Below are 16,491 nucleotides of genomic sequence, written 5' to 3' on the forward strand. Positions count from 1 at the left end.
GGGCCCGGGGCCCGCGGGGCGCGGCCCCTCGGGCCGGGGGCCGCCTGCGCCCCCCGGCTGTCCGGGGGGCCCTGGGGGGGGGGGGCCGGCACCCCGCCCCACCCCCCCCAGGGCACGTCCGGCCGGGACGCAGGGGCGGTCGGACCGGTCGGACCGGTCGTCCGGCCCGGCCGCGGATCGGGGAAGGGGAGGCGGATCGGCCAGGTGCCCGGCCCATCCCATCGAGACTCGGGCGGCCCGGGAGGTCGACCGCTCGGCGCCCACCGGGCCGGACCGGCCGGTCGCCCGTCCGCTCGGTGGCCGGCCGTACGCGCCGAGCGCCTGCGGTCGAAGGCGTATCAGCCGGGTTCCCGGCTCCTCGCGTGCGCCACCGGGTCGGCCAGTACCCCCGTCATCACCAGCGCCGCAGCCCCCCGCGCCGCGTCGCCCGCGACGGACGAGGCGCGCAGCCGGCCGCTCCCGGGAGACCAGAGCCCCGACACGACACGGCCGGTCAGCTCCTCGTCGGCGGGCGGTGACAGCCACGGCATCAGGTTCCGGTAGACACCGCCGAGCACCACCGCGTCCGGGTCGAGCAGATTCACCGCCCCGGACAGCACCCGCCCCAGCATCCGGCCGGCCCCCGCGACAGCGGCCACCGCCCGCTCGTCCCCGGCGCGGGCGCGTCGCTCCAGCTCGGCGACGCCGTCCCCCTTGCCGGACTCCGCGATCCCGGCGGCCCGCAGGAGCGCCGCCTGCCCCGCGTACTGTTCCAGGCAGCCGCGCGAGCCGCACCGGCACTCCGGACCCGCCGCGTCCACCACCACATGCCCGATCTCCCCGGCGAATCCATGTGCCCCGCGCAGGAGTTCACCGTCGATGACCAGTGCGCCACCGACACCGATCTCGCCCGTCAGATAGAGGAAGCTGCGGACGGCGTCGAGCCCGCCGAACCAGAGCTCGGCCAGCGCCGCCAGATTCGCCTCGTTCTCCGAACCCACCGGCAGCGCCCGGTGACCGGGGCGTTCGGCGGCGAGCGACGCGGCGAAGAGCTCCTCGGCCGGAACCCGGTTCCAGCCCAGGTTGGGTGCCTGGCGCACCGTACCGCCGGAGACCAGACCGGGCAGCGCGAGGACCACTCCGACCGGGAACAGTTCCTGTTCGCGTGCCGACTCCAGGGTGCGCGCGGCGATTCCGGCCGCCCGCGCCAGCACCTCAGCGGGGGGCGCGCCGCGGTTGTCCAGGTGCTCGGTGAGCCGTACCCGGCCGGTGCCCGCCAGATCGACGACACACACCGACACGTAGTCGATGTTGACCTCCACGCCGAGCCCGGCGGGCCCCGTGCGCGCCACCTTGAGCGCGGTCCCGGGGCGCCCCGCCTGTCCACTGAAGGTCTTGCCGGACTCGGTGAGGAGCCCGATGTCGAGGAGTTGCTCGACGAGCGAGGACACCGCGGCCCGGGTCAGCCCCACTCGCGCGGCGACCCCGGCCCTGGTCGCCTCGCCCTCGTCCTCGTCGCGGACGGCCCGCAGCACCAGGCTGAGATTGCTCCGACGCACGGTGTCCTTGTCGGCCTTGGGCCCCAGCGGAGTGAGGTTGCTCTTCATATTGGGTCGGAGCCTATGCGATGGGGCGTGCGATCCGTCCGGTGAGCCGGTGCGCCTCCAGAGCCCTCCGGTCCCGGCGGCCGCCCGCCGCGCCCCCTGACCGGGGACGGCCCGCCCGCGGTGGCGGAAGCCACCGCGAACGGGCCGCTGCCGACCCCGAGAGCGCACATGGCCGCACGGGTCGTCGGAACGTCGGATGCTCAGGCCGTCGAACCACGTTCCTTGAGCATGTCCGCCATCAGCCCGATCTCCGACTGCTGGCCCCGGACCATGCCCGCGGCCAGATTCCTGATCTCGTCGGTGCCGGCCGCATCGGCCGCCGCCTGTGCCATCTCCGCACCGGCGCGGTGATGGGTGGTCATCAGCTTCAGATACAGCACCTCGGCGGCCTTGCCCTTCGCCGTCCGCAATGCGTCGAGCTCGGTGTCGGTCGCCATGCCCGGCATCAGTGAACCGTCACCCCTGGGCGTGAAGGTGTGCCCCATCCACTTCATGGGAGGAGCGCCGGACGACTTCGCCCGGCCCCACATCTCCAGCCAGCCGAGCATCATGCCGCGCTGATTGGCCTGCGTGTTGATGATGTCGTACGCGAGCCGGCGCACCGCCACGTCGGACGTACGGTCCCGCACGATGAACGACATCTCGACCGCCTGCTGATGGTGGATCGACATGTCGCGGGCGAACCCCACGTCGACCGACGTGTCCGAGGGGGCGGACGCCGGTGAGGCGGAGCCCGCGGACGAGGACGGCCGTACGAGCATCAGCGCGACCAGGCCCAGGGCCAGTAGCAGCACCACCCCGCCCGCCGCCGCCATCGGGCGCGAGGAGCGGGTCGCCGACGTCACCGGGCGACTCCGCCGGTGCAGGCCGCGCCCGGCTCGGGGGTCTGCGGCCCCTGCACGTACTTGGTGAAGAACTGCGCCACGCGTGGGTCGGCGGCACTCGTCACCGTCACCTGCTTGCCCCACGCGCTGAGCATCAGCGGGGCGGCCTGGTCCTCGACCGGGCTCATCAGCGAGTAGGGCGTCGTCCCGACCCGCTCACCGAACTTCTCGATGTCGGCAGGCTTCGCCCCGCTCGTGTACGTGACCCAGACCGCGCCGTGCTCAAGGGAGTGGACGGCGTTCTCCTTCGGTATCGCCTTGGTGTAGACATCGGCGTCGCAGTTCATCCACACCGGATTGTGATCGCCGCCGACCGGCGGGTTCATCGGGTAGTCGACCTTCTTCCCGACATGGTTCTGCGAGAGCTTGGCCCAGGTCCGCTCGCCACTCACGGGCGAGGACTTGGCCTCGGCGTCGGCCTTGTCCTTCTTGTCGGCGGCGGACATGAGATAGCCGCCGCCTGCGACCAGTGCGGCCACCACGGCGACGGAGGCGGTGAGGACGATGACGCGGCTGCGCCGCTCGCGGGCCCGCTCCTTGCGGCGGGCCTCCTCCAGCTTGGCGCGGCGCGCGGCGGCAGGGGTGTTCTGCTTCTTGGCGGTAGCCATGGAAGTCCTTCGGTTCGACGTGATCGACGGAGTCGAGGGCATGCGGGAGTACGTCCTCGGAGTCCCGAGGAACGGGCCCTGCCTCTAGATCCGTTGAACCTGCAGACGGAGATGGTCGACTTCCCGTACGGCGTCGTTGGACGGACCGCGGATCGCGGCGGCGCCGGTGAGCGGGGCGACGGGGGCGGTGGCGGTCATACGGGGAAGGGCCACGGGTGCGCTCTGGCCGGGCAGTACGACCGGTGTCGTGTGCTCGGAGGTCCCGTGGCAGGTACTGCCCGTGCCCCGGTCGTCCGGGGCATGGGCGATCACGGCCTGAACGGTCACCGGATGGATCGGTGTCATGCCCCGGGCGTCGGCCGCGGTGTGTGTGCCGACCCCGTGGGCCGTCGAGCCCAGGGTCTCCATCGAGCAGCACGAGACCATGGCGAGCAGTATGAACAGCCAGCCGAGAACGGCCGACGCGTGGGCGCCCTGCCGTCGTCGGCGCGTCCCTTCGCTCGGCCTGTTCATCCCGCCATCGTACGTGGTGTGTGAAGTTTCAATGAGGGGTGGGAGGGTTCCGGATGGGGGAGTGCGCCACCCCGGTCGGCGGACGGCACTCGCACGCCGCGGCCAAGGGCGGGGCGGCTCCCCGCACCGTGCGATGATGCGCCCATGCCGTACCTGGTGCCGCCCCATATTCCTCCCGGGCGCCTCGCGGACTCCGTGCAACCCGCTCTCCCCGTCGCCGAGGACCTGCTCCTGCGACCGTGGCGGTACGGGGACGCGCCGGCCGTTCTCGCCGCCTTCGCCGACCCGGCCATCCAGCGCTGGCATCTGCGCCGCGCGGATACCGAGGACGAGGCACGCGACTGGATCGATCAGTGGCGCAACGCCTGGTACTGCGAGACCGGGGCCCATTGGGCCGTCGTCCGCCCCGGGGACACGGCCGACGGTGCCGAGGAGTTGCTCGGCCGGATCTCGCTCCGTTCGCTGACACCGGCCATCGGTCAGGCCGAATGCGCCTACTGGATGCTGCCGGCGGCCCGGGGACGCGGCATCGCGCCCCGGGCCCTCTCGACGCTGACACGCTGGTCCTTCGACGAGATCGGGTTCGAGCGCCTCGAACTCCACCACTCCGTGCTGAACGAGGCGTCCTGCCGGGTCGCGGCCAAAGCGGGCTTCGCCCTGGAAGGCACCCGGCGCCGGGGACACCTGCACGCCGACGGCTGGCACGACATGCACGTCCATGCCCGGATCCGCGGGGACGGCGCCCCGGGCTGACCCCGGTCGCGCTCGGCCGCCCCCACCTCCGCCCGCGCCTTTCTCCACCCGTCGGGGCCGGTGATGCCCGACGAACGAACCCGTTCCGCATCCGTCCCCGAGCGGCCCGGACCCCGTGCGGCGGAGGCGCGGCGCCACCTCGTCACGGGCCGCGCGTGAGGTCATCCGCGGTCCAGCGCACGGTCGGTGAGGGGGCCCGCACAGCCGGTGTACCGGGCGGGCTCGGTCAGCTCGGACAGATCGAGGCCGGAGAGTTCAGGCTCCTCGTCGAGCACATCGGCGAGAACGTCGGCCAGATCCGTGGTCTCCGCACGGGCCCGAGCGGCCGCGTTCACCAGGACCTCCTTGGCGCGCTTGCGACCGATCCGCCCGGCGAACACGGCGGCGAGCCGTTCCGAGACGATCAGCCCGTCCGTGAGCTGGAGGTTCTCCCGCATGGCGTACGGGACGACGCGCAGTCCCTCGGTGAGTTCGGCGGCATCGCGCGCGGCTCCGCCGACGAGCCGCAGCAGTTCACGCAGCGGCTCCCACTCGGCGTGCCACGCCCCGGCCGGCCGCTCGTCCCCGGCGGCGAGCGAGCCGTACAGCGTCGCCGCCAGGCCGGGGGCGCGACGGGCCGCCGCCGCGATCAGCGTGGCGCGCACCGGGTTGGCCTTCTGCGGCATGGTGGACGAATCGCCGCCCTGGCCCTCGGTGACCTCGCCGATCTCGGTGCGGGACAGAATGAGCACATCGGCCGCCAGTTTGCCGAGCGCGCCCGCGGTGAAGGCCAGCGCACCCGCCAGGTCGGCGACCGGGGTACGCAGACTGAGCCACGGCAACAGAGGTTCGGCCAGACCCAGTTCGTTCGCGAACGCCTGGAGCACGGCCAGCCCACGGCGGTCGTCGTCGGCGCCGGCGACGGAGTCGTCGGCCGCGCCGGCCTCGTCGACCGGGGCCAAGGCGTTGAAGGCGGCCAGCGTCCCCGCCGCGCCGCCGAGTTGTACGGGCAGCGACTCCCGCACGGCCGACAGCCGGTCCCGTGCGTCGAGGATGAGCGCCCGCCAGCCCGCTGCCTTCAGCCCGAAGGTGATCGGCACGGCGTGCTGGGTGAGTGTGCGGCCGGCCATCGGGGTGCTGCGATGCGCGACGGCGAGCCGTGCCACCGCGTCCGCGGCCCGCACCAGGTCGTCGAGCACCGGGGCCAGGGTCCGCGCGGCGACCAGCATGGCGGCGGTGTCGAGGATGTCCTGGCTGGTGGCGCCCCGGTGGACATAGGGCCGGGCGTCCGGTTCCACGAGGGCGACCAGGTCGGAGACCAACGGGGTGACCGGATTGCCGCTCGCGCGTGCGCGCAGCGCCAGGTCCCGTACGTCGAATCGGCGCGCATCGGCCGACGCGGTCACCGCCCGCCCGGCCCCGGCGGGGGCGAGGCCGCAGTCCGACTGGGCACGGGTCAGCGCGGCTTCGGCGTCGAGCATCGCCTGCAGAAAGGCGCTGTCGCCGCCGGCCGTCTCGGCGGGGGAGCCTGCCCGCCCGGGGGCGAGCAGTCCGGCATCGCTCTCGTACATCAGCTGAACTCCAGGAAGACCGTTCGCCGTCCCCCTGCGGGCGGCTGTCGAAACGCTGGGCACGCGGGTGTCGCGATCGGTTGCTCCGGACGAGCGGCACTGGTGCCGGTCACAGCACTAGCCCCCGTCGGCCGCCCGGTGGATGCCGAACACCGCGCCCTGCGGATCACGTACCACCGCGATACGCGGCCCGTCCGGAATGCTCGTCGGCGGCATCAGCAGTTCGCCCCCCGCCCCCTGCGCGGTGGCCGCCGTCGCGTCCACGTCCGTCACGGCGAAGTACGGCAGCCAGTTCGGCGGCGCGTCCGGCGGGAACTTCTCGTCCATGATCAGCATGCCGCCGAAGTCCTCGCCCGCCACGCCCCACTGCGTGTAGCTCTCCGACGCGGCGTTCACCGTCCACCCGAAGACCGCGGGATAGAAAGCGAGCGCGGGGTCGGCCTCGCGGGTGACGAGTTCGACCCAGCCGAGCGCGCCCGGTTCGTTCAGCCGCTCCGCACCGGCGAAGGCGCGCCCCTGCCACAGCGAGAACACCGCACCCGAGGGATCCGCGACCACCGCGAACCTGCCCTGGTCGAAGACGTCCATCGGCCCGACCAGGAGCGAGCCGCCTGCCGACTTCACCTTCTCGACCGTCGCGTCCGTGTCCGTGCTGGCGAACGAGACCGTCCAGGCGGGCGGCCGGTCCGGCTGGTAGATCGGACTGAGCGCGGCCACGCGGGCGTCGCCGAGGCGCGCCATGGTGTAGCCGCCCGCCTCCTCTCGCGGATCGGTCTCGGAGCGCCAGCCGAAGAGCGCCGCGTAGAACGATTTGGCGGCCGGAATGTCGAGGGTGCTCAGCTCGATCCAGCAGGGACCGCTGGGCACCGGTTTGGTGAGCTTCATTCGGTTTCCTCCGTGGACGCGGGGGCACGTGGGCACATGTCCGTCCATCGGTCGGTGCGTCCTCGTGCAGTCGCACGCTATGTCCTCGTGGCCGGGGCGGCCATCCGTGCCGCGACGAGGGTGTGGGTGAAGAGGAAGTGTTTTACAGGTGTAATACCTGCTAAAGTATTTGAGTGAGCGATACAACCATCCTGTCCAGGCAGCCCTCCGTCCGCAGACTCCCGCTGGCAGCGTCCCTGCGCCTGGCCCGGCCGTCGGACATGTGGTTCAAGCCGGCACTGAGCGTCGTCGTCGCCACCGCGATACCGGATCTCGTGCTGTTCGCCCTGGACCGGCTGGACCTCGTGATGTACACGATGGCCGGTTCGCTCTGCGCGCTGTACGGCCACAATCTGCCCTACGCGCGCCGGGCCCGAGCTGTCGCCGGAGTCGTCGTCTCCATGGTCATCGGCATGGCGATATCCCTGGTCGCGGCCTCGCTCACCGGCTCGACCGCCGTTCTGATCGCGGTGGGCGCCCTGCTCGCCGCAGGACAGAAGACGCTGTGCGACGCCACCCGCATCGGCCCGCCCGGACCGGTGATCTTCACGTTCGTCACCTCGGCCGCGCTCTTCGCCCCGCAGCACCTCGGTCAGGTGCCCGGCCATCTCGCGCTGACGCTGGCAGCGGGCGTGATCTCCTGGCTGGTCACGGTCGGTCCCGCGGTGATCCGCAGGGAGGGCCCCGAGCGCCGGGCGACGGCCCGCGCGCTCGACGCGGCCGCGGCCTACGCCGACGCCCCCGGTCACCGCACCCGGCACGCCGCGGTCGCCGCCGTGCACGCGGCCTGGCAGACCCTGCTCGCCGCCGGGCGCCCCACCCCCGCACGGGCGGCGCTCGAACGCCTCGTCGTCCACGCCGAAGCCGTCCTCGCCGGGGGCGCCCCCGGTACCTCTTCGGCCGCCTGTGCCGCCGAGCCCGAACGGCTCCGTGCCTGGGCCCGGCAGGCCCGTGCCCGCGGCCCCGTACCCACCCCGCCGCCCGCCCCGGGCACGTCCGACGAGCTGTTCGGCATCGACGCCGAACGGGCCGCCCGGCGCACGGTGAGCCGTCGCGACGGCCGCGGCGCACTCCTGCGCGGCCTCGCCCCCGGCTCCCCGCTCCTGCCCATCGGCGCCCGTGCTCTCATCGGCTGCGCCCTGGCCGGATACGCCTCCCAGGCGGTCGGCGTCGGCCGCCCCTACTGGGCGATCGTCACCGCGGCCTCCCTCTACCAGGCCAATGTGACCCTGTCCTGGAACCGGGCTCTCCAGCGCACCCTGGGCAATCTGATCGGCGTCCTCGTCTTCGCCGCGGTCCTTCCGGTCAGCCGTACGGGGCCACTGGCCCTGATCGGCTTCTGTCTCTTCTTCGGTTTCGCGGCCGAGGCCCTGATCACCCGCAACTACTGGCTCGGCTCCATCGCGGTCACCCCGATGGCCCTGCTGGTCCTGGAGTTCGGCGGCACCCATCCGGCCGGTGAACTCATCGGTGACCGCGTCCTGGACACCCTCATCGGCGCCGGGGTGGGCATGCTCGCCGCGATGCTGGTCACCAACCGGCGGGCCGCCGGGCGCCTCGAAAAGGCCCTGGACGCCACCGACCGGGCCCGCGCCCACGCCGTACACGCGCTCGCCGCGCCGCGGCCCACACCCGCCGCCCTCGACGCCGCGCGTCGCAGGCTGACGGGATCGCTCGTCGAGCTGCGCGAGGCCGATGACACCGCGGCGGGCGAATGGTGGCAGCGCGCCCTGCCCCAGGAGCAGGTCCTCGCGGCCGAGCAGGCCGGACACCGTACGCTCGCGGCGACAGCGAAACGGCAGGGGCTGATCGCCTCCGCCCAGGAGAACGGAGCGGTGTGACCGACGACATCGTCGCCTCGGTGGTACGGCAGTGGCAGGCCGTCAACCCGGAGCTGGACACCGGCCCGATGGAACTCATCGGCCGCATCAACCGCTGCGCGGCCCTGCTCCAGCAGGCGGAGGACGCACCCCTGCGAGCCGCCGGCCTGACCCGCGCCGAGTTCGACCTGCTCGGTGCCGTGCGCCGCACCGACCGCGAGCTCACCCCGGGCGAGCTGGCCAGGGAGACCTTCTCCTCCGGTGCCGCCGTCACCAAGCGCCTGCGGGTCCTTCAGGAACGCGGTCTGGTCGACCGCCGCAGCGACGACCGCGACCGTCGTGTCGCCCATGTCCGCCTGACCGAGGAGGGGCGTGAGCTGGTCGACCGGCTGCTGCCGAGGCAGCTGGCGTACGAACGCGCGGTGCTGTCCGGTCTCGACGAGCAGTCCCGCACGCGACTCAGTGCTCAGCTCAGCGAGTTGCTGGTGCAGCTGGAGGGCCGTATCGGCGGCGCCCGGCACTGAACCGGGACCGGGGCCCCGGCGGGACGGTCCGGGCGCGGCCCGGCCTGTCCGCGGGACCTGCCCGGACCGCGTGCGGCCCGACCGTCGCCGTCCTGCCCGGTGTCGCCGAACCGGTGTCGGCCGCCGTCCTGATCGGCGCCGGGACCGGGATGATCACCCCGCTCGCCTTCGCCGCCCTGGCCGCCGCCCCGTAATCATGGAATTCCGCCTGTATGAGCGGTCTTCCGACGCCGACCAGGACCGATATCCGGGAGGGCGGAGACAGTTGACACCGAAATCGGAGACGGGTCGACAGCGACTGTTCCGGTGGTCCCCAACGCCGGGGCAGGATGGTGGCGACGGCGATATGCGGGGAAGCGGGTGGGGGTGATGCGGTCGGTGGGCCGGTTCGGCGGGTGCCTCGGGGGAATGGTGCTGGCAGCGGTCGCCGGCGCGTCCGGCTGCCAGAAGCCGGATGTCTCCCGTACCGCTGCGGATGGCTCGGGCATCGTGATCCGGTATGAGAAGCCGGCGGGCTCCGACCGGGACGACGCCGCGTTCCTGCGTAGGCGGAAGGTGGTGGAGGAGGCCGCGTCGGCGGTCGCCGCTCTGGTCGAGGTGGACCGGCCGATTTCCGTCGGCGTGGTCTCGTGTGACGGCGAAGGGTCCTCCTACGACCCCGAGCCGACCCACGTGGAGGTCTGCTACGACGAAGTCTCCGAAACGCGGGAGCTTTTCGGGCGGGCCGGACCCCGGCGGGCGGACGACGACGTGGCGGCCGTCATGCTGGAGACGCTGTTCCACGAGACGGCGCACGCCCTCGTGGACGTCCTCGAACTGCGCGTGCACGGCCGGGAAGAGGATTTCGCCGACCAGTTCGCCGCCCTGATGCTGCTGCGCAAGGGCGCCGTCGGCGAAGAGCAGTTGCTCGCGGCCGCCGAGGCCTGGCACGTGTCCGAGGTCACGAACGAGAATGTCGACGACGGGCCGGACGAACACTCCTCGGACGGTCGGCGTGCGGTCAACCACCGCTGCTACGTCTATGGCGCCGCTGCCGGCCGCCACCAGGATTTGGTGGGCCCGGACGTCCTGCCCGCCGAGCGCGCGAAGGGGTGCGCCGAGGAGTGGAAGGCCGTACGCGCCTCGTGGATGACAGCACTCGCACCGCACCTGCGGGAGGGCTGAACCGACCGAAGGGTCACTGATCTCGGACCGCGTCCAGCAGTGCGGCGGAGCGGCGCAGTTCATCGGCGCGGCGGACGAGTTCGGCGTCGTCGCCGCGGTCGGCGGGTGAGGATGCCATCAAGGTGAGCCGGTCCCGCCAGCTCGCTCCGGCCAGCGGGACGGCGACGGTGTTCATGCCCGGGACCGACTCCCCTCGGCTGAGCGCGTATCCGCGCGCACGGATCACGTCGAGCTCCGCGAGCAGGGCGGACCGTTCGGTGAGGGTCTTCGGCGTGAGCGCCGACAGCTCCTCCTGCGGGCAGAGGGCGTGGACCTGTTCCGCCGTCATGCGGGAGAGCAGCAGCTTGCCGCCCGAGGTGGCGTGGACGGGGTACGTGCGACACGTCTCCAGCGCGACCCGCACCGGATGAGGCGATTCCCGGCCGTCGGTGATGATGATCCGGTCACCGACCAGTGCCGCACTCTGCACGGTCTCGCCGGTTCGGCGCACCGCGTCGTCCAGTACGGCCCCGAGCCGTTCGCGGACGGCCGTGCCGAAACCCGCCGGGCGGCCGAGCCGGACCAGCTCGGGACCGGCCGCATAGCCGCGGCCGGTGGAGTCCCGGGTCGCGAAGCCGCGCCCCTCCAGGGTGCTGAGCACCCGGTGGGCGGTGGACCGGCCGACGGAGAGAAGCTCGGCGGCCCGGGAGACCGTCAGCGCGTCATGGGTGAGGAACAGCTGCATCATCCGGAGCCCGGTGTCCAGCGATTCGATGGTGTAGTCCCGTGTCGGCCCCATGGAGTGTCCGTTCCTCGTCTTCCGCGCTTCCGGTGCGCCCCGCGACGGGACGTACCCGGACATGATCCGGGGTGACGGTCAGGACCGCGTGCGGCTGCCGAAGACGCCGTGGGCGGCCCCGATGCGTGGGTCCGCAGTGGCACCAGGGGCGATGAGCCGTGCCGCGTCACCGACGCGACCACGCCGTACACCCACCCTTCAGTCATGAATGTGCGTCTTTCGATCCGCTTCGATCGCATGTGCGCATGTTCCATTCTGAGGGACATTCTGCTGGATGGAACACGTATCGCTTGGAGTTGAACTGTCAGATCCTGCTTGGATCACGGCCCTCTCCGAGCGAGCGGGGGCGAAGCGTGCCCTTCTCGGTGGCTGTGATCGTGTACCTCTCTGCGGTACGTGAGAGGGTCCCGGTCGCTCATTCCCCTTGATCGTTACTCTTTGCGCACGCTTGGAGGCGGTGCGTGCAAAAACTCGTGAGTGTATATCCGTGGGATCGCTCGCGCAGGGGGTTGGGTGAATGTGCCGAAGCACTGATTCGATCTGACTAAGCTCACGCGCAGCGCAGTCGAGTTGATATGAATTCGAGCGCTTGTTCCCGAGTGTCTCGTACGCGCGTATATCTCCCGAATCAACCGCCAGAGGTTCTAGATGGTTCGTGTTGAATCACCGCCGATCGAACGAGGAATCCCCGTCGTTCGCGCCATGTTGCTGCCCGTGCTGCTGACGGGCGGAGCGACCGCAGCCGCGGTGGCACTGGTCTCCCCGGCCGCGCGGATACCAGTCGTCTGGTGCGGCGCCCTCACCACCGTCGTGGTCGTCGCACTCACCGTTCAACTCGCCCGCAGGGCACGCCACCTGCGTACCCAGCGCACGGTGTACGAGCGGCGCTTCGCCGACCTGGAACGGCGCATCGCCACGCACGACGACGAGACCGTGCGGATCAGCAAGGAGCTCCTGCCTGCCGCCATCCACCGGCTGCGCGTCGGCAATTCGCCCGAAGAGGTGCTCCGGGACGTGGTGGACGCGGACGAGATGTACCGCGACCTGCCGGACGCCCAGCGCACCCTCGTCTACACCGTGCTGAACATCATCGACAACGAAGAGGCGATGCGTGACTCCGCGCAACGCGCCTTCGTCAACGTCGCCCGGCGCGTCCAGGCGATCGTCCACCGACAGGCGAGCGAACTGCGGGAGATGGAGGAGCACCACGGGCGCAACCCCGACGTCTTCGACGACCTGCTCCGCATCGACCACGGCACCGCGCTGATCGGCCGGCTCGCCGACTCCATCGCGGTACTCGGCGGCGCCCGGCCCAGTCGCCAGTGGCCGAAGCCCGTACCGCTGTTCAGCGTCCTGCGCGGCGCCATGTCGCGGATCCTGGAGTACCCACGGGTCGATCTGCACTCGATCGCCAAGGTCGCCATCATCGGCACGGCCGTCGAACCGCTCATCCACGCCTGCGCCGAACTCCTCGACAACGCCACGCGCTACTCCCCGCCGCAGACCCGGGTGCACGTCACCGCCGTCGAGGTGCAGACCGGCATCGCCATCGAGATCGAGGACGGCGGCGTCTCGCTCAGCGAGGAGGCTCGCGCACGGGCGGAGAACATGCTGGCCAGGGCCCAGGCCGGCTCCAGCATGAACGACCTCGGCGAGTCCCCGCGTCTGGGCATGGCCGTCGTCGGACGGCTCTCGCGGATGTACGACCTCCAGGTCTCGCTGCGGCAGTCCGCGTACGGCGGCGTCCGTGCCGTACTCATCGTGCCCCGCGCCATGATCACCACCGGACCCGCTCCCGGCATCGCCCACGGCATCGGCGCCACGTCGAGGCCCACCAGCGACATCGACCAGGAGGCGATGAAGCACGTCGTGCCCGCACGCCGCAAGCCCCGCCCCGTGGCCGAGCGCCCCGCCACCGGACCGGTCGCACCCGTCACCCGGCCGGTACTCCCCTCCGCAGCCATGGAGGACGACGTCCCCGTGGTGACCGAGTGGACCGCGGGCGGGCTCCCGCAACGCCGCAGCCGCGGCCGCGCGCCCCTGGGATCGCACAACCTTCCCGCACAGCCCGCCGCCCCCGCCGCGGGACCGCGCAACGGCTATGCCAACGGTCACCCCGCCGACCACGGCCAGGGGCACGACGGCGGAAAGGAGCAGCCCCCGGGTCTCTGGCTGGAGGCCTTCACCAACGCCGTCAACGGGGTGCCGCAGGAGCCGAAGACCGACGAAGACTCTGATGACGCGTGGGACAAGGGAGACCTGAAGTGATCCAGCAGCGGGGAAACATGGACTGGATGCTCAAGGAACTGGCCGACGACGTGCCGGACATCCATCAGATCGTGGTGCTTTCCGCCGACGGTCTGCGCATCGCCCGGCACGGCGGCGACCCCGATGTCGCCGACCGCCTCGCGGCGGCCTGTGCCGGACTGCAGAGCCTGGCCGCCGCCGTCGCCTCCGAGATCCCGTACAGCGACGGCCTCATGCGGCTGGTCGTCATCGAAGTCACCGGCGGGTTCTTCTACTTGATGGCCGCCGGAACCGGCGCGTACCTCGCGGTCCTGGCCGGTGAGACGGTCGACGCGGGGCTCGTCGGGTCACGGATGCGGGACATGGTCGTCAGGATCGGCGCCCATCTGACGAGTCCGCCCCGCCACGACGGGCAGACCGGATGAATTCTCCCCGACGAGAACGCCGAGAAGCCGATCCGGCGCTGAACGATCCGGAACGGCTGTACGTGATCACCGGCGATCCCGACGGCAGCGAGCGGGCGCCGCTCGACCTGGTGACCATGGTCGTCGCGAAGGCCCAGCCGTCGCCCACGGTCCAGCCCGAGCAGGCAGTGATCCTGAGGCTCTGCCAGGCGCCGTTATCCGTCGCCGAGATCTCGGCGTACCTGGGTCTGCCCTTCAGCGTGGTGACGTCGCTCCTCACGGAACTCCTCGCGACCGAACTCATCGAATCGCGCGCGCCCGTCGCCCGCGCCACTCTTCCGGACAGGTCCCTTCTCGAAGCGGTGATGCATGGACTTCAGAAACTCTGACACGATCACCGGCCCCCGGCGCGAGGACGTCCTGCCCACCACGGCGACCGCCGCGGTGAAGGTCGTGATCGTCGGTGGCTTCGGGGTCGGCAAGACGACCATGGTCGGATCCGTCAGCGAGATCCGGCCGCTGACCACCGAAGAGACCATGACCCAGGCCGGCGTCGGCGTGGACGACAACTTCGGGGTGGAGAGCAAGACCGCCACCACCGTCGCCATGGACTTCGGCCGGATCTCCGTCAGTGAGGAACTGATCCTCTACCTGTTCGGCACCCCTGGCCAGGAGCGGTTCTGGTTCCTGTGGAACGGCCTGTTCGAAGGTGCCCTCGGCGCGGTGGTCCTCATCGACACCCGCCGCCTCGAAGTCAGCTTCGACGTCATCGGGCGGCTGGAGGAGCGCGGCGTGCCGTTCGTCGTCGCCGTCAACACCTTTCCCGACGCACCGAAACACCCTGTCGAGGCGCTCCGCAGCGCCCTGGACCTTCCCGAAGAGGTTCCGATGATCGACTGCGACGCCCGGCTGCGCGCCTCCAGCCGCGACGTACTGATGACCCTGATGCGCTATCTGCACAGTCTGGCCCTGCCGCTCGCCTGACCGCAGTACCCCCCGCGCGTCCCATCCGTCTGGTCCTTGGAATCCTCATCCTGGAGCGATCGTGACAACCCCATTCCCCTACGAGTCCGGAGCGGCCCAGGGGCCGGTTCCGCCCCCCGAGTGCCCGGCCCACGGTCTCGGTACCGGCCCCGGCGGCGCGCGCCGCCTCTACGGCCCGGAGGCCGAGCGCGACCCCCACGGGCTGTACGACAAACTGCGTGCCGAGCACGGCACCGTGGCCCCTGTACTGCTGCATGGCGACGTACCCGCCTGGCTGGTCCTCGGGCACAGCGAGAACCTGCACATGACCCGTACCCCCTCGCAGTTCTCCCGCGACTCCCGGCGGTGGTCGGCCCTCCAGGACGGCACCGTCGCCCCCGACCACCCCCTGGCACCGATCTTCACCTGGCAGCCGATCTGTGTCTTCGCCGACGGTGCCACCCATGAACGCCAGCGCGGCGCGGTCACCGACAGCATGGCCCGCATCGACACCCGTGGGGTGCGCCGCCACGTCAACCGCTACAGCAACCGGCTCGTCAACGACTTCTGCCAGGAAGGCCGCGTCGACCTGGTCAGCCAGTTCGCCGAGCGGCTGCCGATGATGGTGATGTGCGCGATCCTCGGCATGCCGGAGGAGTACAACGACCGGATGGTCCAGGCCGCCCGCGACATGACCCGGGGCACGGCGACGGCCGTCGCGAGCAACGCCTATGTCCTCGAAGCGCTGACCCGGCTCGTCCGCCGCCGCCGCCGCGAACCGGCGGACGACTTCGCCACCTGGCTCGTCGAGCATCCCGCGGCGTTGAACGACCAGGAGGTCAGTGAGCATCTGAGGCTGCTCCTCATCGCCGCCTACGAGTCGACCGCCAACCTGATCGCCAACGTCCTGCGCATGGTGCTCACCGACCCCCGCTTCCGGGCCAGGCTCAGCGGCGGCCACATGACGGTTCCGGAGGCGGTCGAGCAGACGCTGTGGGACGAGCCGCCGTTCACCGCGGTCTTCGGCCGCTGGGCGGTCGGTGACACGGAACTGGGCGGCAAGCAGATCAAGGCGGGTGACGCCCTGATCGTGGGCATCGCGCCGGCCAACAGCGATCCGGTCGTACGGCCCGACCTGGGCGCCGACATGGCGGGCAACCGGGCCCACCTCGCCTTCAGCGGCGGCCCCCATGAATGCCCCGGGCAGGACATCGGACGCGCCATCGCGGACGTCGGCGTCGATGCCCTGCTGATGCGGCTGCCCGACCTCGAACTCGCCGTCGACGAGAGCGAACTGAGCTGGATCGGAAACATCATGAGCCGGCATCTGGTGCAGCTCCCGGCGGACTTCGCGGCGCGCCTGCCGCAGGACGACAAGGAACCGCCGTCCATGGGGAGGCCGAACCCGCAGCGCCAGGACCGGGATGTGCAGTCGACGGTCCGGCACACCGCCCCCACGCCCGGACGCGCGCCCGGTCCGGCCCCGGCCCCCGGCGCGGCCGGCGCGATGTCCATGGCGACGGCCACCGAGGAGCCCCGGGGAACGCCCGCCGAGCCGTCCGCCGTCGGCCGGATCCCGCAGCAGCGCGGCAGAGCCGCGCCCGCGAGGCTGTGGCGTGCCGTCTCGCGCTGGTGGAGCGGCGACTGACCCGACTCGCCCGTCGGCGTGAATACGGGACTGGTCGGCGGCCCGTCGGCCGTGGCCGGACGGCCCACGGCCACCGGGCCGGCCGGACGCCGACGGGACCGGCCGTGCGGAGTCGCTCGGACCCG

16 protein-coding genes are annotated in these 16,491 nt (G+C 71.8%); 9 read left to right on the top strand and 7 right to left on the bottom strand.

The features are described 5' to 3' along the window. Window positions 1–338: 338 nt before the first annotated feature. From ACIOHC_RS33160 to ACIOHC_RS33175, 4 genes are all read right to left on the bottom strand, one after another. A complete protein-coding gene (locus tag ACIOHC_RS33160; protein WP_365689856.1) occupies window positions 339–1,586 on the bottom strand; it encodes an ROK family protein in 1,248 nt (415 codons plus the stop codon). Window positions 1,587–1,786: 200 nt separating this feature from the next. Beyond that, window positions 1,787–2,431, bottom strand: a complete 645-nt coding sequence (locus ACIOHC_RS33165; protein ID WP_401845192.1) for a DUF305 domain-containing protein — start codon at window positions 2,429–2,431, stop codon at window positions 1,787–1,789. Next, window positions 2,428–3,078 carry a DUF3105 domain-containing protein gene (locus ACIOHC_RS33170; RefSeq protein ID WP_401845194.1) on the bottom strand — a complete coding sequence of 217 codons (651 nt, stop codon included), beginning with the start codon at window positions 3,076–3,078 and terminating at the stop codon, window positions 2,428–2,430. The genes ACIOHC_RS33165 and ACIOHC_RS33170 overlap by 4 nt, the downstream gene beginning before the upstream one ends. Before the next feature lie 84 nt (window positions 3,079–3,162). Continuing rightward, complete coding sequence (locus ACIOHC_RS33175; protein ID WP_351085944.1) at window positions 3,163–3,591, bottom strand: hypothetical protein; 429 nt, start codon at window positions 3,589–3,591, stop codon at window positions 3,163–3,165. A gap of 144 nt (window positions 3,592–3,735) precedes the next feature. On the opposite strand from ACIOHC_RS33175, the gene ACIOHC_RS33180 reads away from it, so the two are divergent. Further along, window positions 3,736–4,344, top strand: coding sequence for a GNAT family N-acetyltransferase (locus tag ACIOHC_RS33180; protein ID WP_351085943.1), 609 nt, complete (start codon window positions 3,736–3,738; stop codon window positions 4,342–4,344). Between the two features lie 161 nt (window positions 4,345–4,505). Here ACIOHC_RS33180 and pcaB read toward each other — a convergent pair whose 3' ends face one another. Both pcaB and ACIOHC_RS33190 read right to left on the bottom strand, forming a co-directional pair. Further along, entirely contained in the window at window positions 4,506–5,894 is a 1,389-nt protein-coding gene (gene pcaB, locus ACIOHC_RS33185; RefSeq protein WP_401845197.1) for a 3-carboxy-cis,cis-muconate cycloisomerase, read from the bottom strand. 117 nt (window positions 5,895–6,011) lie between these two features. After that, window positions 6,012–6,779 carry a VOC family protein gene (locus tag ACIOHC_RS33190; protein WP_351085940.1) on the bottom strand — a complete coding sequence of 256 codons (768 nt, stop codon included), beginning with the start codon at window positions 6,777–6,779 and terminating at the stop codon, window positions 6,012–6,014. Window positions 6,780–6,952: 173 nt separating this feature from the next. On the opposite strand from ACIOHC_RS33190, the gene ACIOHC_RS33195 reads away from it, so the two are divergent. The 3 genes from ACIOHC_RS33195 to ACIOHC_RS33205 all read left to right on the top strand — a co-directional run bounded on the left by ACIOHC_RS33195 (window position 6,953) and on the right by ACIOHC_RS33205 (window position 10,326). Further along, window positions 6,953–8,659 (top strand): FUSC family protein, encoded by a 1,707-nt coding sequence (locus tag ACIOHC_RS33195; protein ID WP_401845199.1) that lies wholly within the window; start codon window positions 6,953–6,955, stop codon window positions 8,657–8,659. Then, window positions 8,656–9,162, top strand: coding sequence for a MarR family transcriptional regulator (locus ACIOHC_RS33200; RefSeq protein WP_351085938.1), 507 nt, complete (start codon window positions 8,656–8,658; stop codon window positions 9,160–9,162). The genes ACIOHC_RS33195 and ACIOHC_RS33200 overlap by 4 nt, the downstream gene beginning before the upstream one ends. Before the next feature lie 408 nt (window positions 9,163–9,570). Then, window positions 9,571–10,326: a DUF4344 domain-containing metallopeptidase gene (locus ACIOHC_RS33205; RefSeq protein ID WP_351085937.1), complete on the top strand. Its 756-nt coding sequence runs from the start codon at window positions 9,571–9,573 to the stop codon at window positions 10,324–10,326. Window positions 10,327–10,339: 13 nt separating this feature from the next. Here the strand turns inward: ACIOHC_RS33205 and ACIOHC_RS33210 are convergent, their stop codons facing one another. Next, a complete protein-coding gene (locus tag ACIOHC_RS33210; RefSeq protein WP_401845204.1) occupies window positions 10,340–11,104 on the bottom strand; it encodes an IclR family transcriptional regulator in 765 nt (254 codons plus the stop codon). A gap of 648 nt (window positions 11,105–11,752) precedes the next feature. On the opposite strand from ACIOHC_RS33210, the gene ACIOHC_RS33215 reads away from it, so the two are divergent. The 5 genes from ACIOHC_RS33215 (at window position 11,753) to ACIOHC_RS33235 (ending at window position 16,366) form a co-directional block, all read left to right on the top strand. Further along, a complete protein-coding gene (locus ACIOHC_RS33215; protein WP_351085933.1) occupies window positions 11,753–13,372 on the top strand; it encodes an ATP-binding protein in 1,620 nt (539 codons plus the stop codon). Next, the gene (locus ACIOHC_RS33220) at window positions 13,369–13,776 is read left to right on the top strand and encodes a roadblock/LC7 domain-containing protein (protein ID WP_351085931.1); all 408 of its coding nucleotides are present in this window, start codon (window positions 13,369–13,371) and stop codon (window positions 13,774–13,776) included. Before ACIOHC_RS33215 ends, ACIOHC_RS33220 begins: the two co-directional genes overlap by 4 nt. Then, window positions 13,773–14,144, top strand: coding sequence for a DUF742 domain-containing protein (locus ACIOHC_RS33225; RefSeq protein ID WP_351085929.1), 372 nt, complete (start codon window positions 13,773–13,775; stop codon window positions 14,142–14,144). The genes ACIOHC_RS33220 and ACIOHC_RS33225 overlap by 4 nt, the downstream gene beginning before the upstream one ends. Then, window positions 14,125–14,739, top strand: coding sequence for an ATP/GTP-binding protein (locus tag ACIOHC_RS33230; RefSeq protein ID WP_351085927.1), 615 nt, complete (start codon window positions 14,125–14,127; stop codon window positions 14,737–14,739). Before ACIOHC_RS33225 ends, ACIOHC_RS33230 begins: the two co-directional genes overlap by 20 nt. A gap of 61 nt (window positions 14,740–14,800) precedes the next feature. Then, window positions 14,801–16,366, top strand: a complete 1,566-nt coding sequence (locus tag ACIOHC_RS33235) for a cytochrome P450 (RefSeq protein ID WP_351085925.1) — start codon at window positions 14,801–14,803, stop codon at window positions 16,364–16,366. Window positions 16,367–16,491 lie beyond the last annotated feature (125 nt).

The organism is Streptomyces sp. NPDC088252, from assembly GCF_044740965.1.
GTDB lineage: Bacteria > Actinomycetota > Actinomycetes > Streptomycetales > Streptomycetaceae > Streptomyces.